This window comes from Bacillus sp. FSL W7-1085, from assembly GCF_038595035.1.
Lineage (GTDB): Bacteria > Bacillota > Bacilli > Bacillales > Bacillaceae > Bacillus > Bacillus altitudinis.
This window is the reverse complement of record NZ_CP152000.1, coordinates 603726-626342: the sequence shown is the minus strand read 5'-3', so window position 1 is coordinate 626342 and position 22617 is coordinate 603726. Positions and strand designations below refer to the sequence as shown.

Below are 22617 nucleotides of genomic sequence, written 5' to 3'. Positions count from 1 at the left end.
TAAGATTGTGTTGGTTCTTAAGTACCAATAATTCTTATTTACATATCGGGGGAAAGTATCATGAAAAGAACAACGGAATTTGTTTTAGGCTTAATTGGAGGAATTTTTGGATTTTTCGGTGCAATGTTTGCCATTGCCTTTGGAGGACTCGATGCGGCATTTAGTGAATCAGGTACGAGTCAAATCACAGGATTAGGCTGGGCAGCGATGCTTTTCTCTATTCTTGCGATTGTGGCATCTGTTATCGTGAAGAAAAAAGCAAAGCTTGGCGGGATTTTATTATTAGTATCTGCTGTTGGTGGTATTATTTCTATTTCTATGTTCTTTATCCTTCCAGCTGTTTTAATCCTCATCGCAGGATGCATGGGTGTGTTTAGAAAAGAGCCTGTCAAAACAGTTCCAGCTGAATAAAGTTGATATAAAAAAGCTTGTAGAGGGCCACTCTACAAGCTTCTTTTATTGTATATTTTCATTTAAATCTTCTCTTATGATATCAATCAGCGTGTCAATATCCGAGTGAGCTCTAGATGCTAATCGTACCAGTAAATGATCGATATCCTCATACAAATGACGATCTTTCAACATATACTTCCCATAATACGGAATGACAAAGAAATAGAGCAAATCAGCTACTTCTAGTGCAACGTCATCACCAACTTCATTCTTTAGCGCCTCCCCAACACATTGGATCAGCCAATTCAAATCTTCTTTCTTTTCAATCGGAACGTACATCAGCTGATGAATACGGTCCGTATCTCCCGTTTGTAAAATCTGCTCCGCTGCTCCCTTTGATAGAGCACCAATCTCTTTAGAAGATATATTAAGAACCGCGAATTCATTCTCTGATCTATCTTGATCCATTTGCAGCACGTTTTGGTCCATCTCGACTCACTCCCCGTTCTCAGATACTTTTATTATAAGGAATTCAGCTGATTTTTTATGGAAATAGTGGATTTTTTTATGTAATTTTAAAGAAAAAACTGTATGCTCTATGAAATCTCTTGTTTCTCAAATCAACAAAAGCATTTTTAATCGTCAGAGTGCATTTCTCATGCTTATTCTAATTTTTTTCATCGCATCAGCCATTTCCACATCTCCCTCTGCTTTCAGCTGTTCAATGATGATGCCGGCATAATCCCTTTCGTGTTGATTTTGGGTTAATTTAAAAGCAGCCTGAACTTCATCAATGATGATTTTAAAGCCTACTAGCTTTTCATTGCTTCTCTAACAGTTCTACAGATCACGTATCCCATAACGTTTTAAACTGTAACATCTTTAATGATGTATAGCGAAACGGCTTTAAATCTAAGTTTGTAAAGCTGCAAAATGTTAGTACTTTGCTAGAGGTAAATATAAGACGAGAAGTCATCTTATTTTCTCTTTTTTCCTTAATTTGTCGAATAGATAAGAAAAGTTAATTATAATTTCACTTTGCTCTTGACTGCCATCTACAAAGTCATTCAAGCTCTTTACAACTTATGCGATTTTTGAACGATATACGGAACTTTATTCAGCAGCAACATCACGCAGAGGTTTCAGATAGGTAGCTGCCAACAACTGTCTTGCTATACGCTTTCTAGACCTTCTGGACCCGCTTTTATGTTTTTTCTAATCTTCCTCTTTTTAATATCATCTTCATAGATTTCTGCTTTCATTATTATACGAAGTTCTGACTCTTCGCTTAATTTGGTTAGCCATTCATATAAATATGCTTCCTCTCGTGGAGTTAGATTCTGAAACAAACATTCTATTTTTAAAGAAAGACTGCCTTCATAAGTACTGTTCTGTTATCCAGTACCCCAACTATAATTTTTAAAGCATCTATAATGACAATCATTCTCTCCAACTGTCACAATTAATCCATTATTCAATTCAACTCCAATACCTGGCTCATCGTTAGATTTTTTGGTAATTTTTTTCAGTTCCACAATCTTAAAATATAAATACATTCCAACCAATCCTCATAATATAACACAATATACCTACACCTGAAATTTAGAATTAAAAACTAATAACTTTAATATTAATATCTGATTCCCAATCTCTTGCTTGTCATTCTACGTTTATAAGTGATTCCCAAACAACTAAATTAATTAAGAACCACTCCCTAAATATATTATAAATAGCGCAATTGTATAGCAACCGTATTGTCTGATCTGGATCACAAGGTGCTTCTTCTTCAAAGACCTGTCCCGAATCAAAATATCCGCTTTCTATTTCGTCGAGCTTTTTTTTTCTTCTAACAATCCCTTCAAATTGGATTTTATTCTTTGTTATTAATGAAAAAAATATTTATTGAGCGATCTAGTACTTCATTAGATTAATATTAAATTAACGTTTTTTCACACAATTTGTTATACCCCATATTCTCAAACATTGTTTTATGATATAAAAATGAAACCCATATTAGATTGTCTCTAATATGAGTTTCTTCTATAAGAAATCTTTTTCGATTTCGCTTTTACTCTTACCGGTTTTCGAAAAAATAAAATTATGAAGTTCTTCATAATCATCGCTGTTTATTATTCTTTTGAACTTCTCTACTTCACCTTCATAACCTTCAAAATAATTACATTCATAATTTGGGTTATTATACAACATTAAATATTCTTGATAATCTTTAATTTTCATTTTATCAATAATTTGGATAAGTACCTCTTTCCATTTTTTCGTTCGCTTTGAATGTATTGGTTTTTTTACACCCAATTCATTATCTTCTTCGTTCTTTATTTGTCTAATAAACTGTTCTACTTCTAACTTATATTGAAAGAGCTCTCTTCTTTTTTTATTATCCAATTCACCCATTATTTTGGTTTTGTAATGGGCATAACGTGCTTTTCGAAAATGCATTTTTCCCTGATTTTGTTTAACTGCTTTTTTGGATTTTCTATAGTCATTTACTCTTTTACCAACAGCATCAGCTCTTTCAACTACTGTAACTACTTCTTTCCAGTTTTCTTTAATAAACTTCCCCGCTCGTGGTGCATGATCTTTAATAGTATTAATTATTGGTTTGATTGGAATTTTAGCCATTTTCTCTCCTGATGATATGATTTGTTAACATTATTATACTATGTTGGTTCTATTTGCTGAACATCTATTTTTAACCATATAAAAAATACAGAAAAAAGAAGCCTCTCAAAAGTTCGAAGAACTAATGAAAAGCCTCTAATTTTTCTATGTGGCACCAAAATGAGTGTGACTTACGGAGAAACCCTTACTTAATAAGGGTTTAAATCCGTAATTACATCATGCCACCCATTCCGCCCATGCCGCCCATATCCGGCATTCCGCCGCCTGAGCCGCCTTCTTCTGGTTTGTCAGCTACGACTGCTTCAGTTGTAAGAAGCATAGCTGCTACAGAAGCTGCGTTTTGAAGTGCAGAGCGAGTGACTTTTGTTGGGTCAACGATTCCTTTTTCGATCATGTTTACCCATTCGTTTGTTGCTGCGTTGAAGCCTACGCCAATTTCTTCGTTTTTCAAGCGCTCAACGATGACTGATCCTTCAAGACCTGCGTTGTGAGCGATTTGACGAATTGGCTCTTCAAGAGAACGTAGAACGATGTTCACACCTGTTTGAACGTCACCATCAGCTTCGATGGAAGCGACTTTGTTGTATACATTCACAAGTGCTGTACCACCACCGGATACGATACCTTCTTCAACTGCTGCACGAGTTGAGTTCAGTGCATCCTCGATGCGTAGTTTACGCTCTTTTAGTTCTGTTTCAGTTGCAGCACCAACTTTGATGACAGCAACGCCGCCAGCTAGTTTTGCAAGACGTTCTTGTAATTTTTCTTTATCGAATTCAGAAGTTGTTTCTTCTACTTGCGCACGAATTTGGTTCACGCGTGCTGCGATTTGAGCAGAATCTCCTGATCCTTCTACGATCGTTGTGTTTTCTTTTGTAACAACCACTTTAGACGCACGGCCAAGCTGACCAATTTCAGTTGATTTCAGGTCAAGTCCTAGGTCTTCTGTGATTAATTCTCCGCCAGTTAGAACAGAGATGTCTTCAAGCATTGCTTTACGACGATCACCGAATCCAGGTGCTTTTACTGCCACTGCGTTGAATGTTCCACGAAGTTTGTTCACAACAAGTGTTGCAAGTGCTTCGCCTTCTACATCTTCAGCAATGATCAATAATGGTTTTCCTTGTTGTACGACTTGCTCAAGTACAGGAAGGATTTCTTGAATGTTTGTGATCTTTTTATCAGTGATTAAGATGTAAGGATTTTCAAGAACCGCTTCCATCTTATCAGAATCAGTGACCATGTATGGTGAAGCGTATCCACGGTCAAACTGCATTCCTTCAACCACTTCAAGCTCAGTTGTGAAACCTTTAGATTCTTCAATTGTGATGACGCCGTCGTTTCCTACACGCTCCATCGCTTCAGCAATTAGGCTGCCGACTTCTTCATCTGCTGCAGAAATAGACGCAACTTGAGCAATTGATTCTTTACCTTCGATTGGTTTAGAAATCTCATGCAAGCCTTCAAGTGCTACTTTCACTGCTTCTTCGATTCCTTTACGAACGCCAACAGGGTTTGCACCAGCTGTTACGTTTTTAAGACCTTCACGGATCATCGCTTGAGCTAGAACCGTTGCAGTAGTAGTACCGTCACCAGCTACATCGTTTGTTTTGCTTGCAACTTCAGCCACAAGTTTTGCACCCATGTTTTCAAATGCATCTTCTAATTCGATTTCTTTTGCAATCGTTACACCATCATTTGTGATAAGTGGAGAACCGAATTTTTTCTCAAGAACCACGTTACGTCCTTTAGGTCCTAAAGTTACTTTTACAGCATCTGCAAGTGCATCTACACCACGTAACATCGCACGACGTGCTTCTTCACTGAACTTAATATCTTTTGCCATAATAACGAAACCTCCTCAGTCTTTTTAGAAATTTATCTCAATCTTTGTTTATGTGATTAACCAATAACAGCTAAAATGTCGCTTTCACGAAGGATTAAATATTCTTTTCCTTCATATTTCACTTCAGTACCTGCATATTTTGAGAAGATAATGCGGTCGCCTGTGTTTACTTCTAACGCAACGCGCTCACCACTTTCAAGTACACGACCTGAACCTGCTGCAACAATTTTACCTTCTTGCGGTTTTTCTTTTGCAGAATCCGGTAAGACAATACCGCTAGCGGTTTTTTCCTCAGATTCAACGAGTTCAATGATTACGCGATCGCCTAATGGCTTTAACATAAGAAACAACCTCCTCAATTTTTATATGTAGTCTTTTTTAGCACTCATCACTAGTGAGTGCTAACACATTTATTATAATAAAGAATGTCTTCTGTAATTTCAAGTAAAAACCTTTAAAAATTTTTACGCTTTCATGATCTTTTTTTATCACCGATTCTTTCCTTTTCAACGAAAAAGAAGACTTGTGTTACAATAAATCTAGTTCTTTTAGTAAAGGGGTTTTCGTTACTTGAAAAAACAATATTGGTACATCATCTTAACGTATATATTGGTGCAATTTTCTGCGTTTCCGTATGTGTTCATCATGAAGTGGTTAGGTTACATTCAGACACCGATGACACAAGCAGAGCTCTCCAAATTGTCAGGAACATGGACAATCATCAGCTTCTGTATTGGACTAATCATTATTCTGCTCATCCTTCGGACTGTACCAAAAGCTTCACTTCGAAATGAAGCACCGGCATCAGTCGGCGTGGCAATCGCTTGGATCATTGGCGGTTTCTTTCTTTCCCTCTTTGCACAATCCATTGCGGGGGCGATTGAACAATATGCATTTGGCATTAGCCGAGAATCCGAAAATACTCAAAACATTTTAGCCATTATGGATGCAGTTCCATGGCTTGTAATCGTCATCGCTCTGATTGGACCGATATTAGAAGAAATCATTTTTCGAAAAATCATTTTTGGTGTGGTTTATGAAAAAACGAATTTTTTCATTGGCGCACTTGTCAGTTCAGTGGTTTTTGCTGCTGTACACAATGATTTCCCACATATCTTGCTCTATACCGCAATGGGCTTTACATTTGCCTTTTTATATGCGAAAACAAAACGAATCATTGTTCCAATCGGCGCACACATGCTGATGAACTCGCTCGTCATTCTTGTGCAGATTGAGCCAGTAAGAAAAATGATTGAAGAACAATCTCAAACAATGCAAATGATTATTGGAGGCTTTTTCTCATGAGAAACCCTGTCGTATGGGGCATTATTTATTTTGCCGTAGGTGTGGCGTTCACCTATATGGCCATTCAAAATCCAGGTGACATGTGGTCATTTTACAGCATTTTGCTGATGGTGTTTGCGGCCTATAATATCAATATCGCGTTAAAAATGTTTGCTTTTTCTGTCAAAATGAAAAAACAGCAGCAAAAATAAAGCAAAAACCATTTTCCGCCGTTTGGAAAATGGTTTTTTTATGGAGGTCATGTTTTCATGGAACACGAAAAACTGAACATCATGAACAATCAGCATGAAACGATTGGTACAGCCGCTCGATCTGATATCCATGCTGAGGGCCTTTGGCATGAAACCTTTCATTTCTGGCTTTTAAAAAAGGAAGATGACACAGTGTTTCTCTATTTTCAGCTGAGGAGTCCCTCCAAAAAGGATTTCCCTTCTCTACTTGATATCACCGCAGCAGGCCACCTTCTCGCAGATGAACAGCCTTCTGATGGCATCAGAGAAGTCGAAGAAGAGCTTGGTCTCTCCATCTCGTTTGAGAATCTTACCTTTGCTGGTGTCATTAAAGATGAAATCCATATGCCTTCGTTTACCGATCGTGAGTTTTGCCATGTGTATCTTTATATGGATCAAAAAGAGCACATGGATGTCCATCTACAGAAAGAAGAAGTTGCTGGACTTTATAGAGCAAGGCTGATGGATGCACAGCAGCTTTTAAATAGAGAATGCGAAAAAATGAACATCGAGGGCTTTGAAGTGGATGCAGACGGCAAGCGACGTGAGGAAAAGAGAGAGGTCCATGTACATGATTTTGTCCCGCATGAACCTGCCTATTATGAGCATCTCTTTCAAGCAATCAATCAATTTCTTTCACAATAGAAAAAGCATCGTGACCCCTATTTGGATCACGATGCTTTTTTATGAGACAACATCATTTTCTTTCTCCTCTGTCTCTGTTTGCTGCATTTTGCGATAGGTCACTCTTGAAATGACAATACTCACTTCATACAAAACGAGCATTGGCAAGGTAACCATGAGGTGAGAAACGAGCTCTGGCGGTGTAATAAGTGCGGCAATGACAAGGAGGACAAAATAGGCATACTTCCGTATTTTTGATAAAAACATCGGTGTAATGATACCAAGTCTAGTGAGAAACATCAACACGACAGGCATCTGAAACAAAAAGCCAAATGGAAGTGTTAACTGCATCAGAAATGTAAAATACTCATGAATCCCAATCACTTGCTCCACATGTAAATCATTTGACATCCGTATCATAAAATCGACGACAAATGGAAACAAAATAAAATAAGAGAAAGCCACACCGCTCAGAAATAAAAGCAGTGCAATCGGAATATAAGCAAGTGTCACCTTTCTTTCTTTTTCATATAAGCCAGGACTCACAAACGCCCAAAGCTGATATAAGATCACGGGACACGTCAAAACAAGAGCAATGACAAAAGCGAACTGCATAAACACGTACAGTGGATCTGTGAGCTTAAATGCGTTCAATGTCAGTGTGGCCGCTTCATCGGTATTTTGTAAATACACAATGACCGGCTTAGCGAGAAAAAAACCTGCCACCATAAAGGTGACAAAAAACATCGCAATGATCACTAAACGTTTTCGCAGTTCCACAATATGCTCCATAAGCGGCATATCTTTGACATTCATGAAGCTCATCCTATTCTACTGATCTTCTTTTTTCTTTTTTTCTTCCTGATCATCAGCTAAACCTTTTGTGGCATTTTTGAATTCACGTAATGTATCTCCTGCTGCTCTTCCTAATTCAGGAAGCTTTTTCGGCCCAAAAATAATGAGCGCAACAACCGCAATCAGAACCAAACTTCCAGGACCGATCGGACCCATTTGCTCCACCCCCTTTACCCCTTTTCGTCAGTCCTCCTGTGTAACAGAGTAATGCTTTAAGAAATACACAAGAGACTGAAGTTCAACCGCCAAATCTATATGATGAATTCGAATGTGTTCCGGCACATTCAATCGAGCCGGCGTAAAGTTAAGGATTCCTTTGATGCCAAGGGCAATCAAACGATCTGTAATGGATTGAGCTGCTACGGCAGGCACTGTCAAAATCGCAACAGGAATATCTCCTACCTCTTGCACATGCTCTTCAAGCTTATCCAAATCATAGACAGGCACGCCGCCTATCTCACTTCCTATTTTACTCTCATTGACGTCAAAAGCCATTGAAATTTTTGTATTATTATTTTTAATGAAATTATAGTGTAAAAAAGCAGTCCCTAAATTCCCGACACCGATGAGCATGACATTCGTCATTTCATCTTGGTCAAGGGTCTTTCTAAAGAAGGTCAAGAGGTAATCGACATTATAGCCATAACCTTTCTTCCCAAGTGCACCAAAGTAAGAAAAATCTCGGCGAATGGTGGCAGAATCCACTTTGACTGCATCACTAAGCTCTGCCGATGACACCCTTTGTTTTCCTGATGCATGCAGATTTTTTAAAAAACGGTAGTAAAGCGGCAAACGTTTGGCTGTCGCTTGTGGAATTTTTGACTGGTCTATATTCATATAAGATCCTCCAACTTAAATATCAGATGCTCTGTGAAAATCACCGTTTTTCCCGCCTGTTTTTTCTACTAGATAGGTCGGGCCGATGATCATCCCTTTGTCTATTGCTTTGCACATGTCATAAACGGTCAGTGCACATACTGAGGCAGAAGTGAGCGCTTCCATCTCCACACCCGTACTTCCTTTTGTTTTCACCTGTACTTGTATGTTCAGAATGTACGCATTTCCGTCTTCCTCCCAATCAAAGGAGATATCGACACCTTTTAATGCAAGCGGATGACACATTGGAATGATGCTGGACGTTTGCTTTGCTGCCATGATGCCAGCTACCTGTGCGACAGATAATACATCCCCTTTTCCAATGTCATGCTTTTGTATTTGATGAAATACTTCTTTTATCATACGAACGCTTGAAACAGCAACGGCAGTTCTCACTGTAGACGATTTGTCACTAATGTCGACCATCTTTGCTCTTCCTTGTTCGTTAAAGTGGCTAAATTGACTCATCTTTCAACGCTCCCTCACTCAAATCATACACTATTTTTTCCTATCTGTCTTTCATTTGACCATGGTAGCCGTATGTAAGATTTGCCGGTTTACTGCTGATAAGCTACACTTAACATATTATAGCAGAGGTGAAGTTACATGATGATTCTACAAGTGAATCAGCTGTCCAAATCGTTTGGCGCTGATACCGTTTTAACGAATATAAAATTGGAAGTCAAAGCGAGGGATCGTATTGCCATTGTCGGTCGTAACGGTGCAGGAAAATCCACGCTTTTAAAAATCATTGCCGGTCAAATGTCTTACGAACAAGGTGAGATCATCAAACCGAAAGACCTATCCATTGGATATCTAGCACAGCATACAGATGTGACGTCTACACGTACGCTAAAAGACGAACTACTATCCGTTTTCGATCATTTAAAAGAAATGGAACAAGAGATGAGAACCATAGAAGAGAAAATGGCTTCTTCCACAGGAACAGAATTAGATTCTCTAATGAAAACCTATGACAGGCTGCAGCAAGCATTTAAAGATCAAGGCGGCTATCAATATGAAGCAGATGTCCGCTCTATTTTACACGGACTCGGCTTTAGTCATTTTGAAGACCATACAACTGTCCAATCCTTAAGCGGCGGTCAGAAAACCCGTCTAGCGCTTGGAAAGCTATTATTGATGAAACCAGAACTCTTGATTTTGGATGAGCCAACCAACCATCTAGATATTGATACCTTATCATGGCTTGAGCAGTATTTGCAAAATTATACAGGAGCCATCCTTATCGTTTCCCATGACCGATACTTCTTAGACAAAGTCGTGAACCATGTATATGAAGTGTCAAGAACAGCGATGAAAAAGTTCGCAGGGAACTATAGCAAGTATCTTGACCAAAAAGCTGAGCAGCTAGAGCGTGATATGAAGCTGTATGAAAAACAGCAAGAAGAAATTTCGAAGCTTCAAGATTTCGTGGATCGCAACTTAGCAAGAGCATCCACCACAAAGCGTGCTCAAAGTAGACGGAAACAGCTGGAACGGATGGATCGTTTAGATAAGCCGTTAGGAGATGAAAAATCCGCAAACTTCCATTTCGATATTATGAGGCAAAGCGGAAATGACGTGCTGAAGGTGCATGATCTCGATATTAGTTACGATCAAAAAACGCCGCTCCTCTCCTCCCTCTCTTTTCATATTAAACGGGAGGATAGCGTGGCACTCATCGGTCCTAACGGTATCGGGAAATCAACTCTTTTAAAAACCTTAACGGATACGTTAAAACCAGTAAAAGGCGAGATCAGCTTTGGTTCTCATGTGACGATTGGCTACTATGATCAGGAACAAGCCAAGCTGACATCCTCCAAAAAAGTGTTAAATGAACTTTGGGATGATTATCCCCATATGACTGAAAAAGACATTCGAACTTGTTTAGGAAACTTCCTTTTTTCAGGTGATGACGTCTTAAAGCCTGTACATGCTTTAAGTGGTGGAGAAAAAGCACGACTTGCACTGGCAAAGCTGATGCTCCAAAAAGCCAATTTTCTCATTCTCGATGAGCCGACGAACCATCTTGATTTGGACAGTAAGGAAATATTAGAGAATGCACTAATAGATTATCCAGGCACCATCTTGTTTGTTTCGCATGACCGTTACTTTATCAATCGCTTGGCAACAAAAGTTCTCGAGTTGTCACCAAATGAAACAAAAGAATACCTCGGTGACTACGACTATTATCTTGAAAAGAAAAACGAACAATTAGAGCTTGAAGCACTCCAAACTCAGGAGACGCATAAAAAACAAGCAGAAAAACCAGTAGAAACAGCAAAACTTTCCTATGCAGAAGAGAAAGAACTCAAAAAGAAAGAAAGACAAAAGCAGCGCCGAATTGGAGAAATTGAAGAGCGTATCGCTGTCATCGAAGACAAGCTCGGTGAAAACGAAGAGCTTCTATGTGATCCTGCTATTTTCCAAGATCACGAGAAAGTACAAGCCATTCAAACAGAAAATGATGCGCTCAATCAAGAGATGGAATCACTTTTTGCGGAATGGGAAGATCTATCAGATGCATAAAGAGTGCCCTAACGGGTGCTCTTTTTTTAAGGTGAGAATCTTTATCCACAATGATACCCACAATAACATCTTGATTATTCTTAAATATTTTAAAGTTATCCACTTTATCCACAGTATTTTAATCACATATCCACATAAAAGATCACATTTATACACATTCTCTTCATTTTAAAACGAATTTTCTAACAATTGTGGATATATAACGTTTACATGTGAATAAATCGCTTTCATTTCAATAGAAAAAACTCCTGTATATCCACAGGAGTTCCAAATTTTTGACAAAGGGCTAAAATGAACTTGATTTTAGCCCTTTGTCTTCTTTTCAGCGTGATAGAAAACCTTTGCAGCCCTAGGAAGCACCAGCACGCAGGACTGACAAAGAATGCGAGTGTTTGTCTACACGCTGAAACTCCTGTATCCACAGGAGTTCTTATTCATAGGATACAAGCGGCAGTCCAGGTTGACCGTTCATTGCCATGTCGCCTCTTATTCCCTTTTCATATGCAATGGTTCCCGCAGCACCAATCATGGCTGCATTGTCTGTACAAAGAGACAATGGCGGAATCATGACATTCACTTCAGGCAACTTCGCAAATGCTGAAGTAAGGGCTTCTCTAAGACCTTTATTGGCAGCAACCCCGCCAGCTAGAACGACTTGTTTCACACCATACGCTTCAGCCGCTTTTAAGGTCTTTCCAACCAGCACCTCAATCACGCTTTCTTGGAAACTTGCAGCCAAATCCTCTGGCGCAATGGTTTCGCCCTTTTGAGACGCATTGTGTAACGTGTTGATGACCGCTGATTTTAAACCGCTGAAGCTAAAATGATAGGATCCTTCTTCAAGCCACGCTCGAGGAAGCTTAATCGTTGGCTCCCCTTCATGTGCCAATCGATCAATGTGAGGTCCCCCTGGATATGGCAGACCCATCGTCCGAGCTACTTTGTCATACGCTTCTCCAGCCGCATCATCCAACGTTTCGCCAATGACCTCAAAAGACCCATGCTCTTTCATCAAGACAAGCTCAGTATGCCCGCCAGAGACGACTAGAGCTAAACAAGGAAACACCAGTTCACCAACGAGCTGGTTCGCATAAATGTGTCCAGCAATATGATGAACACCAACAAGCGGAATCTGATGTGCAAAACTCAATGCTTTGGCTGCATTGACACCTATCAAAAGTGCACCAACTAAGCCCGGCCCTTCTGTCACAGCAATGGCGTCTAAATCCTGAAAGGTCATATTGGCCTGCGTCATGACTTCTTCTAATACGATCGTCATTTGTTCCACATGATGCCTTGAAGCGATTTCTGGTACCACGCCGCCAAATCGTTTATGACTTTCTATTTGTGAAGCGACAACATTCGCTACGATCTCTTTCCCATTTTTCACAATGGACGCAGCTGTTTCGTCACAGCTTGTTTCTATACCTAATATAAATCGATCTTTTTTTTCACTCATTTATCTTCACCCACATGACTAATGCATCTTCCCCGTTATCCGTATAATAATTCTTTCGAATAGAAGCTGGTTTAAAACCTAGCTTTTCATAAAGGGATTGTGCTGGCGTATTTGATACCCGCACTTCTAGTGAAAGATGATCTGTCTTTTTTTCTTTGCAAAATTCCATGACATATCGAAGCAGCGCTTCCCCGTATCCTTTTCCCCGGTGCTCAGGGAGAATCGCAATATTCGTAATTTGTGCATCATCCATGACAATCCAAACGCCGCAATACCCAACAGGCTGACCATCTTCTTCAATGAGGAAATAATGGCTATATTGGTTATGGAGAATTTCATAGACAAACGACTCTTTTTTCCAAGGCGCTGTAAACGAATGCACTTCAATCGTATATACCTCTGGGATGTCCTCTACTGTCATTCTTCGCATCTCTACTGTGTTGAGATTATTTTTGTCCTTCAAGCCATTTCACTTCCGCTTCTGCCAAACGAATATAATTAGGAACAAGCTGATGGACATCATCAGAAGGGCGGTCTGCCCCTAAAAATGCGAGCACTGAAGGTCTTGGGTTGTGAAATGCCTCGTCTGCGATCACAGCAGTTTCTCCAAGTATGGAGAGAACATTCTCTTGATGAAGATGCACATCATGTCCAAGAAATAAAACAGAGTTCCCTTCCTTTTTCAGCTCTTGAAGCCAATCAGTGAGCAGGATATTTTGATCTGGTTTCGCTTCTTTTATCTTTCCATCTTCAAATGTATATAACCCTGTATAAACTTGTCCTCTTCTTGCATCAAATATAGGAGAAATCATTCCATCAAAATATCGAGCATTTGCCGCCAGCGTTTCTAAACTTGAAACAGCAGTTATCGGGATAGACAGCGTCCAAGCAAGTGTTTTTGCAATGGTCACACCGATTCTAACGCCAGTGTAAGAACCGGGTCCTTTGGCTACAACAATTTTGCTTAATTCGTTCGGTGCTACGCCGCATTCTTTCATCAGTGCTTCAACTGTCGGCATTGCTCGTACTGAATGATTCTTCTTTAAGTACGTAATACTTTCCCCAACCACAGTGTCATCACGGACAAGAGCTATTCCGAGTGTATGGTTTGACGTATCAATTGCCAGTATGGTCAATGTCTTTCATCTCCTTACAAAGGGCCTCATAGCGCTCCCCTTTTGCATAAAACGTGAGATGACGTTCTTCTTCACGTTCTGTTCTCAGCATTTCAATTTTTAAATACGATGAAGGCAATTGAGGTTCAATGAGATGTGCCCATTCAACTAAACATACACCTTCCCCCTCAAAATATTCGCCCAGTCCAATATCTTCTTCCGCATCTTCCATACGATACACATCCATATGATAAAGTGGCAGTCTGCCATCCGTATATTCTTTAATAATTGTAAAAGTAGGGCTGTTGACGATACGGGTAATACCTAAGCCTTCTGCAAAACCTTTTGAAAAAGTCGTTTTACCTGCGCCTAAGTCTCCTTCTAATGTTAAGACATCGCCGGGCATCACAAGTGTAGCCAAGTCAGCAGCAATTCGTTTCGTCTCATCCGCACCTTTTGTTGTCCACGTTAACTTCATGGTGGAGTCACCTCATTTCTTAAAATGATTATATCCTTTTTTCATTAAAATTGTTTGTTGATCATGGTCTTTTAAAATAACGCTGGACGCTCGATCATCTTTGACTTGTCCAATACGCGTGACCTGAATGTGATCTTTTTTACATTGCGTCTCAAATCGCTGCCAATCCGTTTCAGGGATCGTACCAGTTAAGACAAAATCCTCTCCACCGAACAAGACCCATTCAAGCCATTCTTTATGTAACAACGGGAGATGTGGATGTTTTGGGAGCTGATCAGCTTCAATTTCAATCGTCACACGACTAGCTTCCGCTATTTCGTTTAACTCACTCGCTAATCCGTCACTCACATCATTCAAGGTCACCCGGGGGAAGCTTGAACAAATAAGGCCAGCAGCAATATGCGGCTGCGGCATTTTGTGTCGCTCTAGAAAAAAAGCAGTGTCAATCGAATGTGCAACATTTACTTCATTCATTAAAAGGGATAGCCCAGCAGCTGAAGAACCTAGTTCACCTGTGACAAAGACAACGTCTCCTGTCTGAGCACTATGACGGTAACAGGCTGTTCCCTTTGGAATCTCACCAATGACCGTTACTGTGATGACAAAGTCACTGCGGGTGGCTACTGTATCTCCACCGATTAAATCCATATGATATCTGTCAGCCAATGCTTTCATTCCCTCGTAAAAAGCTGCGACAATTGCTTCATCCCCATGAGGCGGGATCGCGATTGATACAAGATAATACTTAGGGGTTCCTCCCATGGCTGCGATATCACTGATATTCACTGCCAGCGCTTTAAATCCAACCTCAAAGGGTGTGGAAAAATCAAATCGAAAATGGACATGCTCTACCATTGTATCAACACAAACGACCTCTTCACAATGTGAATGAGGTTGATAAACACTAGCATCATCACCGATGCCCATGACCAAAGAACGCTGATGCGTTTCTTTTGGTGTAATTCGGCGAATAAGATCAAATTCATCCATAAAAGACAGCCCCTTCATACAATCAACTGATTGAGCAAACATGATGTCAGACACAGTTAGTATTAGTGTAGCGAATATGAGCCTCGGTTCCAACTAAAAACGATATAAAGAAAGCCTGGTATAAAAAAACCAGGCGTTGTTTGTTGAAGTCATGATCTTTTCTTATCACATTTAGTGTAGCCAAACACAAGGAGTTTCATTGCATCTAGGATACTTATTGAAAGAAAAAGACATAAAAAAAAACGAAACTATACGTTTTCGTTTACAAGTCATAAAAATGGCGGTCCGGACGGGACTCGAACCCGCGACCTCCTGCGTGACAGGCAGGCATTCTAACCAACTGAACTACCGGACCATTTTGGCTGTACTCAATGAGTACTCCCTATTTAATAGGTAAAATAATTTGGTTGCGGGGGCAGGATTTGAACCTGCGACCTTCGGGTTATGAGCCCGACGAGCTACCGAACTGCTCCACCCCGCGACGATATAAAATGACAAGCTTGGCGGCGTCCTACTCTCACAGGGGGAAACCCCCAACTACCATCGGCGCTGAAGAGCTTAACTTCCGTGTTCGGTATGGGAACGGGTGTGACCTCTTCGCTATCGCCACCAAACCTGATGGAGAGAATGTTCTCTCAAAACTAGATAACAATGTTCATTTTTCACATTAGAATATAGGTTAAGTCCTCGATCTATTAGTATCTGTCAGCTCCACGTGTCACCACGCTTCCACCTCAGACCTATCAACCTGATCATCTTTCAGGGATCTTACTTCCTTGCGGAATGGGAAATCTCATCTTGAGGGGGGCTTCATGCTTAGATGCTTTCAGCACTTATCCCGTCCGCACATAGCTACCCAGCGATGCCCTTGGCAGAACAACTGGTACACCAGCGGTGCGTCCATCCCGGTCCTCTCGTACTAAGGACAGCTCCTCTCAAATTTCCTGCGCCCGCGACGGATAGGGACCGAACTGTCTCACGACGTTCTGAACCCAGCTCGCGTACCGCTTTAATGGGCGAACAGCCCAACCCTTGGGACCGACTACAGCCCCAGGATGCGATGAGCCGACATCGAGGTGCCAAACCTCCCCGTCGATGTGGACTCTTGGGGGAGATAAGCCTGTTATCCCCGGGGTAGCTTTTATCCGTTGAGCGATGGCCCTTCCATGCGGAACCACCGGATCACTAAGCCCGACTTTCGTCCCTGCTCGACTTGTAGGTCTCGCAGTCAAGCTCCCTTGTGCCTTTACACTCTGCGAATGATTTCCAACCATTCTGAGGGAACCTTTGGGCGCCTCCGTTACATTTTAGGAGGCGACCGCCCCAGTCAAACTGCCCACCTGACACTGTCTCCCTGCCCGATAAGGGCAGCGGGTTAGAAGGTCAATACAGCCAGGGTAGTATCCCACCGATGCCTCCACCGAAGCTAGCGCTCCGGTTTCCAAGGCTCCTACCTATCCTGTACAAGCTGTACCAACATTCAATATCAGGCTGCAGTAAAGCTCCACGGGGTCTTTCCGTCCTGTCGCGGGTAACCTGCATCTTCACAGGTACTATAATTTCACCGAGTCTCTCGTTGAGACAGTGCCCAGATCGTTGCGCCTTTCGTGCGGGTCGGAACTTACCCGACAAGGAATTTCGCTACCTTAGGACCGTTATAGTTACGGCCGCCGTTTACTGGGGCTTCAATTCGCACCTTCGCTTACGCTAAGCGCTCCTCTTAACCTTCCAGCACCGGGCAGGCGTCAGCCCCTATACTTCGCCTTACGGCTTCGCAGAGACCTGTGTTTTTGCTAAACAGTCGCCTGGGCCTATTCACTGCGGCTTCTCGGGGCTTTAACACCCTAAGAAGCACCCCTTCTCCCGAAGTTACGGGGTCATTTTGCCGAGTTCCTTAACGAGAGTTCTCTCGATCACCTTAGGATTCTCTCCTCGCCTACCTGTGTCGGTTTGCGGTACGGGCACCTCTCACCTCGCTAGAGGCTTTTCTTGGCAGTGTGGAATCAGGAACTTCGCTACTAAATTTCGCTCGCCATCACAGCTCAGCCTTCACGGGAAACGGATTTGCCTATTTCCCAGCCTAACTGCTTGGACGCGGATATCCAATACCGCGCTTACCCTATCCTCCTGCGTCCCCCCATTGCTCAAATGGTGAGGAGGTGGTACAGGAATATCAACCTGTTGTCCATCGCCTACGCCTTTCGGCCTCGGCTTAGGTCCCGACTAACCCTGAGCGGACGAGCCTTCCTCAGGAAACCTTAGGCATTCGGTGGACGGGATTCTCACCCGTCTTTCGCTACTCATACCGGCATTCTCACTTCTAAGCGCTCCACCAGTCCTTCCGGTCTGACTTCACTGCACTTAGAACGCTCTCCTACCACTGTTCGTAAGAACAGTCCGCAGCTTCGGTGATACGTTTAGCCCCGGTACATTTTCGGCGCAGAGTCACTCGACCAGTGAGCTATTACGCACTCTTTAAATGGTGGCTGCTTCTAAGCCAACATCCTGGTTGTCTAAGCAACTCCACATCCTTTTCCACTTAACGTATACTTTGGGACCTTAGCTGGCGGTCTGGGCTGTTTCCCTTTCGACTACGGATCTTATCACTCGCAGTCTGACTCCCAAGGATAAGTCATCGGCATTCGGAGTTTGACTGAATTCGGTAACCCGGTAGGGGCCCCTAGTCCAATCAGTGCTCTACCTCCGAGACTCTTACCTTGAGGCTAGCCCTAAAGCTATTTCGGAGAGAACCAGCTATCTCCAGGTTCGATTGGCATTTCACCCCTACCCACACCTCATCCCCGCACTTTTCAACGTGCGTGGGTTCGGGCCTCCATTCAGTGTTACCTGAACTTCACCCTGGACATGGGTAGATCACCTGGTTTCGGGTCTACGACCACGTACTCATGCGCCCTATTCAGACTCGCTTTCGCTGCGGCTCCGCATCTTCTGCTTAACCTTGCACGGGATCGTAACTCGCCGGTTCATTCTACAAAAGGCACGCCATCACCCGTTAACGGGCTCTGACTACTTGTAGGCACACGGTTTCAGGATCTATTTCACTCCCCTTCCGGGGTGCTTTTCACCTTTCCCTCACGGTACTGGTTCACTATCGGTCACTAGGGAGTATTTAGCCTTGGGAGATGGTCCTCCCGGATTCCGACGGAATTTCACGTGTTCCGCCGTACTCAGGATCCACTCTGGAGAGAACAACATTTCAGTTACAGGGCTGTTACCTTCTTTGGCGGGCCTTTCCAGACCTCTTCGCTTATATCGTTCCTTTGTAACTCCGTATAGAGTGTCCTACAACCCCAAGAGGCAAGCCTCTTGGTTTGGGCTGTTCCCGTTTCGCTCGCCGCTACTCAGGGAATCGCATTTGCTTTCTCTTCCTCCGGGTACTTAGATGTTTCAGTTCCCCGGGTATGCCTTCTCATACTCTATGTATTCAAGTATGGATACTACTCCATTACGAGCAGTGGGTTTCCCCATTCGGAAATCTCCGGATCAAAGCTTGCTTACAGCTCCCCGAAGCATATCGGTGTTCGTCCCGTCCTTCATCGGCTCCTAGTGCCAAGGCATCCACCGTGCGCCCTTTCTAACTTAACCATTTCTTACTTTAGAAAGAATCACTATGTGTGATGAACTTTGCATTGCATTCAATGTGAATGTATTACTTATTGTTATCTAGTTTTCAAAGAACAATCCTGTCTCGCTAGAGACATGTTTTGAAGGAATGATCCTTCAAAACTAAACAAGACGAAAAACGTACGCTGCTCCATATATCCTTAGAAAGGAGGTGATCCAGCCGCACCTTCCGATACGGCTACCTTGTTACGACTTCACCCCAATCATCTGCCCCACCTTCGGCGGCTGGCTCCATAAAGGTTACCTCACCGACTTCGGGTGTTGCAAACTCTCGTGGTGTGACGGGCGGTGTGTACAAGGCCCGGGAACGTATTCACCGCGGCATGCTGATCCGCGATTACTAGCGATTCCAGCTTCACGCAGTCGAGTTGCAGACTGCGATCCGAACTGAGAACAGATTTGTGGGATTGGCTAAACCTTGCGGTCTCGCAGCCCTTTGTTCTGTCCATTGTAGCACGTGTGTAGCCCAGGTCATAAGGGGCATGATGATTTGACGTCATCCCCACCTTCCTCCGGTTTGTCACCGGCAGTCACCTTAGAGTGCCCAACTAAATGCTGGCAACTAAGATCAAGGGTTGCGCTCGTTGCGGGACTTAACCCAACATCTCACGACACGAGCTGACGACAACCATGCACCACCTGTCACTCTGTCCCCGAAGGGAAAGCCCTATCTCTAGGGTTGTCAGAGGATGTCAAGACCTGGTAAGGTTCTTCGCGTTGCTTCGAATTAAACCACATGCTCCACCGCTTGTGCGGGCCCCCGTCAATTCCTTTGAGTTTCAGTCTTGCGACCGTACTCCCCAGGCGGAGTGCTTAATGCGTTAGCTGCAGCACTAAGGGGCGGAAACCCCCTAACACTTAGCACTCATCGTTTACGGCGTGGACTACCAGGGTATCTAATCCTGTTCGCTCCCCACGCTTTCGCTCCTCAGCGTCAGTTACAGACCAGAGAGTCGCCTTCGCCACTGGTGTTCCTCCACATCTCTACGCATTTCACCGCTACACGTGGAATTCCACTCTCCTCTTCTGCACTCAAGTTTCCCAGTTTCCAATGACCCTCCCCGGTTGAGCCGGGGGCTTTCACATCAGACTTAAGAAACCGCCTGCGAGCCCTTTACGCCCAATAATTCCGGACAACGCTTGCCACCTACGTATTACCGCGGCTGCTGGCACGTAGTTAGCCGTGGCTTTCTGGTTAGGTACCGTCAAGGTGCAAGCAGTTACTCTTGCACTTGTTCTTCCCTAACAACAGAGCTTTACGATCCGAAAACCTTCATCACTCACGCGGCGTTGCTCCGTCAGACTTTCGTCCATTGCGGAAGATTCCCTACTGCTGCCTCCCGTAGGAGTCTGGGCCGTGTCTCAGTCCCAGTGTGGCCGATCACCCTCTCAGGTCGGCTACGCATCGTCGCCTTGGTGAGCCGTTACCTCACCAACTAGCTAATGCGCCGCGGGTCCATCTGTAAGTGACAGCCGAAACCGTCTTTCATCCTTGAACCATGCGGTTCAAGGAACTATCCGGTATTAGCTCCGGTTTCCCGGAGTTATCCCAGTCTTACAGGCAGGTTACCCACGTGTTACTCACCCGTCCGCCGCTAACATCCGGGAGCAAGCTCCCTTCTGTCCGCTCGACTTGCATGTATTAGGCACGCCGCCAGCGTTCGTCCTGAGCCAGGATCAAACTCTCCGAAAAAGTACAAAACCGAAGTTTTGCTTTTCGCCAGTTTGACTGACTACCTATGATGTATCATAGGATTTTTTATAAAAACTCGAATTAACAGGTACGTTTTGTCTTGTTTAGTTTTCAAAGATCATTTTTTTAAAATGGAGCGGGTGATGAGAATCGAACTCACGACATCAGCTTGGAAGGCTGAGGTTTTACCACTAAACTACACCCGCGTGGTTAAATGTTATTGGCGCGCCCGAGAGGAGTCGAACCCCTAACCTTTTGATCCGTAGTCAAACGCTCTATCCAATTGAGCTACGGGCGCTTAATCAGGCGACTTAATTATCTTAACATATCGTTTTTATTAAGTCAACATCTTTTTAAAGTTTGTTTGTCGTATCTGTCTGAGCATCAGTGTTTCAGATGCGTCATCAGCGACGAATAAAAATATACCATGGATCATACAAAAGGGTCAATACATTTTTCTGAAAAAGTTTAATGTTTTTTAAGAAGTGCTCTTTTGTTAGATAAATAGAGTTTCAATCGCCCTATTTTCATTTCTTTCTTCATAATTCTAATGATTCTTAAATAAAATCTTTCTAAATCCAAAGGAGGACAAAACATGGTCACCTAGAATTTTTATTCATTGGAAAATTCTTAATATTTTCCATGCATTTAAAGGAGGTAGGAGATGATGAAAAAGTTTGTCGCTTTTCAAATCATGATCGCTTTGGTGATAGGAGCTCTTATCGGCCACTTCTTCCCTGATTTCGGAATGGCACTGCGGCCCATTGGGGATGGCTTTATCCGATTAATTAAAATGATTGTAGTCCCTATTGTTTTCTCTACGATTGTCATCGGCGCAGCTGGCAGCGGTGGAATGAAGAAAATGGGCAGTCTCGGATTAAAGACAATCATTTGGTTTGAAGTCATTACGACCATCGTTCTTGGAATTGGGCTTTTATTGGCCAACGTGTTAAAGCCAGGCGTTGGACTCGATTTCTCTCAATTAGCTAAGAAAGATATTGGGGAACTCGATGGTTATACTCAAAAGGTCGTCGATTTTAAACAGATGGTTTTAGACATCATTCCAACCAATATCATCGATGTCATGGCTCAGAATGATTTACTAGCAGTGATTTTCTTCGCTATTTTATTCGGTGTAGCCGCAAGCGGCATTGGGAAAGCTTCCGCTCCTGTCCTTACCTTCTTTGAATCAGTAGCACAAATTATGTTTAAGCTCACACAAATGGTCATGGTGACAGCTCCTATTGGAGTTTTAGCATTAATGGCAGCTTCTGTCGGACAATACGGCATTGTTTTACTCATTCCTATGATGAAACTTGTTGGCACTGTCTTCTTAGGATTGTTTATTATTCTATTTGTTTTGTTCCCTCTTGTCGCACTGATCTTCCGTTTTAACTACTTCGAAGTGTTAAAAATGATTTGGGATTTGTTTTTGGTTGCCTTCTCTACTACAAGTACAGAAACTGTTCTTCCACAGCTCATGTCACGGATGGAGAAATACGGCTGTCCAAAAAGAATCGTTTCCTTCGTCATCCCGTCAGGTCTTTCTCTTAATTGCGATGGTTCAAGTTTATATTTATCGGTTTCCTGTGTGTTTCTTGCACAAGCGTTTGGTGTCGATATGAGTTTATCACAGCAGCTCCTCATGATGCTTGTCCTTGTTTTAACAAGTAAAGGCATTGCAGCTGTCCCGTCTGGCTCACTTGTCGTTCTTTTGGCAACAGCTCATGCAGTAGGTCTGCCAGCAGAAGGTGTCGCTATTATCGCCGGGGTTGACCGGATTATGGATATGGCTCGAACAGGCGTGAATGTTCCTGGACATGCGGTTGCCTGTATTGTCGTTTCTAAATGGGAAAAAGTATTCCGAGAGTCTGCATGGGAAGTTCCAAAAGCAGGTGAAGAAACAAAAGGAATGTAATGTTTTTTATGAAGGAAAGGG

General features: G+C 42.7%; 19 protein-coding genes, 4 tRNA genes and 3 rRNA genes. 6 read left to right on the top strand and 20 right to left on the bottom strand.

Annotated elements, in window-relative coordinates:
* The first annotated feature begins 60 nt into the window (after window positions 1-60).
* Window positions 61-411: a DUF4064 domain-containing protein gene (locus tag MKY11_RS03115; RefSeq protein WP_008344359.1), complete on the top strand. Its 351-nt coding sequence runs from the start codon at window positions 61-63 to the stop codon at window positions 409-411.
* A 45-nt stretch (window positions 412-456) separates the two neighbouring features.
* On the opposite strand, the gene MKY11_RS03110 is transcribed toward MKY11_RS03115, so the two are convergent.
* The 4 genes from MKY11_RS03110 to groES all read right to left on the bottom strand — a co-directional run bounded on the left by MKY11_RS03110 (window position 457) and on the right by groES (window position 5220).
* Window positions 457-882, bottom strand: a complete 426-nt coding sequence (locus MKY11_RS03110) for a hypothetical protein (protein WP_039170032.1) — start codon at window positions 880-882, stop codon at window positions 457-459.
* Between the two features lie 1551 nt (window positions 883-2433).
* The gene (locus tag MKY11_RS03105) at window positions 2434-3033 is read right to left on the bottom strand and encodes a hypothetical protein (protein WP_203144149.1); all 600 of its coding nucleotides are present in this window, start codon (window positions 3031-3033) and stop codon (window positions 2434-2436) included.
* Window positions 3034-3244: 211 nt separating this feature from the next.
* A complete protein-coding gene (gene groL / locus MKY11_RS03100) occupies window positions 3245-4879 on the bottom strand; it encodes a chaperonin GroEL (RefSeq protein ID WP_007496015.1) in 1635 nt (544 codons plus the stop codon).
* 56 nt (window positions 4880-4935) lie between these two features.
* Window positions 4936-5220 (bottom strand): co-chaperone GroES, encoded by a 285-nt coding sequence (groES, locus tag MKY11_RS03095; RefSeq protein ID WP_003214120.1) that lies wholly within the window; start codon window positions 5218-5220, stop codon window positions 4936-4938.
* Window positions 5221-5449: 229 nt separating this feature from the next.
* Between groES and MKY11_RS03090 the strand changes: the two genes are divergently transcribed.
* Genes MKY11_RS03090 through MKY11_RS03080 form a run of 3 tightly spaced genes read left to right on the top strand, consistent with a single transcriptional unit; the run spans window position 5450 to window position 7059 of the window.
* Complete coding sequence (locus MKY11_RS03090) at window positions 5450-6184, top strand: CPBP family intramembrane glutamic endopeptidase (RefSeq protein ID WP_024719333.1); 735 nt, start codon at window positions 5450-5452, stop codon at window positions 6182-6184.
* The gene (locus MKY11_RS03085; protein WP_017366710.1) at window positions 6181-6375 is read left to right on the top strand and encodes a YdiK family protein; all 195 of its coding nucleotides are present in this window, start codon (window positions 6181-6183) and stop codon (window positions 6373-6375) included. Before MKY11_RS03090 ends, MKY11_RS03085 begins: the two co-directional genes overlap by 4 nt.
* 57 nt (window positions 6376-6432) lie before the next feature.
* Complete coding sequence (locus tag MKY11_RS03080; RefSeq protein ID WP_098680498.1) at window positions 6433-7059, top strand: NUDIX domain-containing protein; 627 nt, start codon at window positions 6433-6435, stop codon at window positions 7057-7059.
* 39 nt (window positions 7060-7098) lie between these two features.
* Here MKY11_RS03080 and tatC read toward each other — a convergent pair whose 3' ends face one another.
* Genes tatC through moaC form a run of 4 tightly spaced genes read right to left on the bottom strand, consistent with a single transcriptional unit; the run spans window position 7099 to window position 9237 of the window.
* Complete coding sequence (tatC, locus tag MKY11_RS03075; protein WP_096881072.1) at window positions 7099-7863, bottom strand: twin-arginine translocase subunit TatC; 765 nt, start codon at window positions 7861-7863, stop codon at window positions 7099-7101.
* A gap of 6 nt (window positions 7864-7869) precedes the next feature.
* On the bottom strand, window positions 7870-8049 hold the full coding sequence (locus MKY11_RS03070) for a twin-arginine translocase TatA/TatE family subunit (RefSeq protein ID WP_008344374.1): 180 nt from the start codon (window positions 8047-8049) through the stop codon (window positions 7870-7872).
* Window positions 8050-8076: 27 nt separating this feature from the next.
* Window positions 8077-8730, bottom strand: a complete 654-nt coding sequence (locus MKY11_RS03065; protein ID WP_008355687.1) for a redox-sensing transcriptional repressor Rex — start codon at window positions 8728-8730, stop codon at window positions 8077-8079.
* Window positions 8731-8745: 15 nt separating this feature from the next.
* Window positions 8746-9237 (bottom strand): cyclic pyranopterin monophosphate synthase MoaC, encoded by a 492-nt coding sequence (gene moaC, locus MKY11_RS03060; protein WP_026050052.1) that lies wholly within the window; start codon window positions 9235-9237, stop codon window positions 8746-8748.
* A 138-nt stretch (window positions 9238-9375) separates the two neighbouring features.
* Here moaC and MKY11_RS03055 point away from each other — a divergent pair, with 138 nt between their 5' ends.
* The gene (locus tag MKY11_RS03055; RefSeq protein WP_135010004.1) at window positions 9376-11298 is read left to right on the top strand and encodes an ABC-F family ATP-binding cassette domain-containing protein; all 1923 of its coding nucleotides are present in this window, start codon (window positions 9376-9378) and stop codon (window positions 11296-11298) included.
* A gap of 430 nt (window positions 11299-11728) precedes the next feature.
* Here the strand turns inward: MKY11_RS03055 and tsaD are convergent, their stop codons facing one another.
* From tsaD to MKY11_RS02995, 12 genes are all read right to left on the bottom strand, one after another.
* Window positions 11729-12757, bottom strand: a complete 1029-nt coding sequence (gene tsaD / locus MKY11_RS03050) for a tRNA (adenosine(37)-N6)-threonylcarbamoyltransferase complex transferase subunit TsaD (protein ID WP_342501832.1) — start codon at window positions 12755-12757, stop codon at window positions 11729-11731.
* Window positions 12750-13178, bottom strand: coding sequence for a ribosomal protein S18-alanine N-acetyltransferase (rimI, locus tag MKY11_RS03045; RefSeq protein WP_008344382.1), 429 nt, complete (start codon window positions 13176-13178; stop codon window positions 12750-12752). The genes tsaD and rimI overlap by 8 nt, the downstream gene beginning before the upstream one ends.
* A 25-nt stretch (window positions 13179-13203) precedes the next feature.
* Window positions 13204-13893: a tRNA (adenosine(37)-N6)-threonylcarbamoyltransferase complex dimerization subunit type 1 TsaB gene (gene tsaB, locus MKY11_RS03040; RefSeq protein WP_251211077.1), complete on the bottom strand. Its 690-nt coding sequence runs from the start codon at window positions 13891-13893 to the stop codon at window positions 13204-13206.
* Window positions 13874-14350: a tRNA (adenosine(37)-N6)-threonylcarbamoyltransferase complex ATPase subunit type 1 TsaE gene (gene tsaE, locus MKY11_RS03035; RefSeq protein ID WP_251211076.1), complete on the bottom strand. Its 477-nt coding sequence runs from the start codon at window positions 14348-14350 to the stop codon at window positions 13874-13876. Before tsaE ends, tsaB begins: the two co-directional genes overlap by 20 nt.
* Before the next feature lie 12 nt (window positions 14351-14362).
* The gene (gene thiL, locus MKY11_RS03030) at window positions 14363-15340 is read right to left on the bottom strand and encodes a thiamine-phosphate kinase (RefSeq protein WP_342501831.1); all 978 of its coding nucleotides are present in this window, start codon (window positions 15338-15340) and stop codon (window positions 14363-14365) included.
* A 278-nt stretch (window positions 15341-15618) separates the two neighbouring features.
* Window positions 15619-15695 (bottom strand) — tRNA-Asp (locus MKY11_RS03025).
* Window positions 15696-15744: 49 nt separating this feature from the next.
* Window positions 15745-15821, bottom strand: a tRNA-Met gene (locus tag MKY11_RS03020).
* 17 nt (window positions 15822-15838) lie between these two features.
* Window positions 15839-15954, bottom strand: a 5S ribosomal RNA gene (gene rrf, locus MKY11_RS03015).
* Window positions 15955-16015: 61 nt separating this feature from the next.
* Window positions 16016-18946 (bottom strand): 23S ribosomal RNA (locus MKY11_RS03010).
* A gap of 183 nt (window positions 18947-19129) precedes the next feature.
* Window positions 19130-20678: ribosomal RNA gene (locus MKY11_RS03005) — 16S ribosomal RNA — on the bottom strand.
* The 16S, 23S and 5S rRNA genes sit together here with 4 tRNA genes alongside, the layout of an rRNA operon.
* Window positions 20679-20810: 132 nt before the next feature.
* Window positions 20811-20884: transfer RNA gene (locus MKY11_RS03000), tRNA-Gly, on the bottom strand.
* Window positions 20885-20899: 15 nt separating this feature from the next.
* Window positions 20900-20976, bottom strand: a tRNA-Arg gene (locus MKY11_RS02995).
* Between the two features lie 369 nt (window positions 20977-21345).
* Here MKY11_RS02995 and gltP point away from each other — a divergent pair.
* Entirely contained in the window at window positions 21346-22596 is a 1251-nt protein-coding gene (gene gltP / locus MKY11_RS02990) for a glutamate-aspartate/proton symporter GltP (protein WP_024719154.1), read from the top strand.
* Window positions 22597-22617: the final 21 nt, after the last annotated feature.

Bases quoted from the DNA above. Each gene is read 5' to 3' on its own strand.
- MKY11_RS03115 (WP_008344359.1), top strand. From the start codon at position 61: ATGAAAAGAACAACGGAATTTGTTTTAGGCTTAATTGGAGGAATTTTT.
- MKY11_RS03110 (WP_039170032.1), bottom strand. From the start codon at position 882: ATGGACCAAAACGTGCTGCAAATGGATCAAGATAGATCAGAGAATGAA.
- MKY11_RS03105 (WP_203144149.1), bottom strand. From the start codon at position 3,033: ATGGCTAAAATTCCAATCAAACCAATAATTAATACTATTAAAGATCAT.
- groL (WP_007496015.1), bottom strand. From the start codon at position 4,879: ATGGCAAAAGATATTAAGTTCAGTGAAGAAGCACGTCGTGCGATGTTA.
- groES (WP_003214120.1), bottom strand. From the start codon at position 5,220: ATGTTAAAGCCATTAGGCGATCGCGTAATCATTGAACTCGTTGAATCT.
- MKY11_RS03085 (WP_017366710.1), top strand. From the start codon at position 6,181: ATGAGAAACCCTGTCGTATGGGGCATTATTTATTTTGCCGTAGGTGTG.
- MKY11_RS03080 (WP_098680498.1), top strand. From the start codon at position 6,433: ATGGAACACGAAAAACTGAACATCATGAACAATCAGCATGAAACGATT.
- tatC (WP_096881072.1), bottom strand. From the start codon at position 7,863: ATGAGCTTCATGAATGTCAAAGATATGCCGCTTATGGAGCATATTGTG.
- MKY11_RS03070 (WP_008344374.1), bottom strand. From the start codon at position 8,049: ATGGGTCCGATCGGTCCTGGAAGTTTGGTTCTGATTGCGGTTGTTGCG.
- MKY11_RS03065 (WP_008355687.1), bottom strand. From the start codon at position 8,730: ATGAATATAGACCAGTCAAAAATTCCACAAGCGACAGCCAAACGTTTG.
- moaC (WP_026050052.1), bottom strand. From the start codon at position 9,237: ATGAGTCAATTTAGCCACTTTAACGAACAAGGAAGAGCAAAGATGGTC.
- MKY11_RS03055 (WP_135010004.1), top strand. From the start codon at position 9,376: ATGATGATTCTACAAGTGAATCAGCTGTCCAAATCGTTTGGCGCTGAT.
- tsaD (WP_342501832.1), bottom strand. From the start codon at position 12,757: ATGAGTGAAAAAAAAGATCGATTTATATTAGGTATAGAAACAAGCTGT.
- rimI (WP_008344382.1), bottom strand. From the start codon at position 13,178: ATGACAGTAGAGGACATCCCAGAGGTATATACGATTGAAGTGCATTCG.
- tsaE (WP_251211076.1), bottom strand. From the start codon at position 14,350: ATGAAGTTAACGTGGACAACAAAAGGTGCGGATGAGACGAAACGAATT.
- thiL (WP_342501831.1), bottom strand. From the start codon at position 15,340: ATGGATGAATTTGATCTTATTCGCCGAATTACACCAAAAGAAACGCAT.
- gltP (WP_024719154.1), top strand. From the start codon at position 21,346: ATGAAAAAGTTTGTCGCTTTTCAAATCATGATCGCTTTGGTGATAGGA.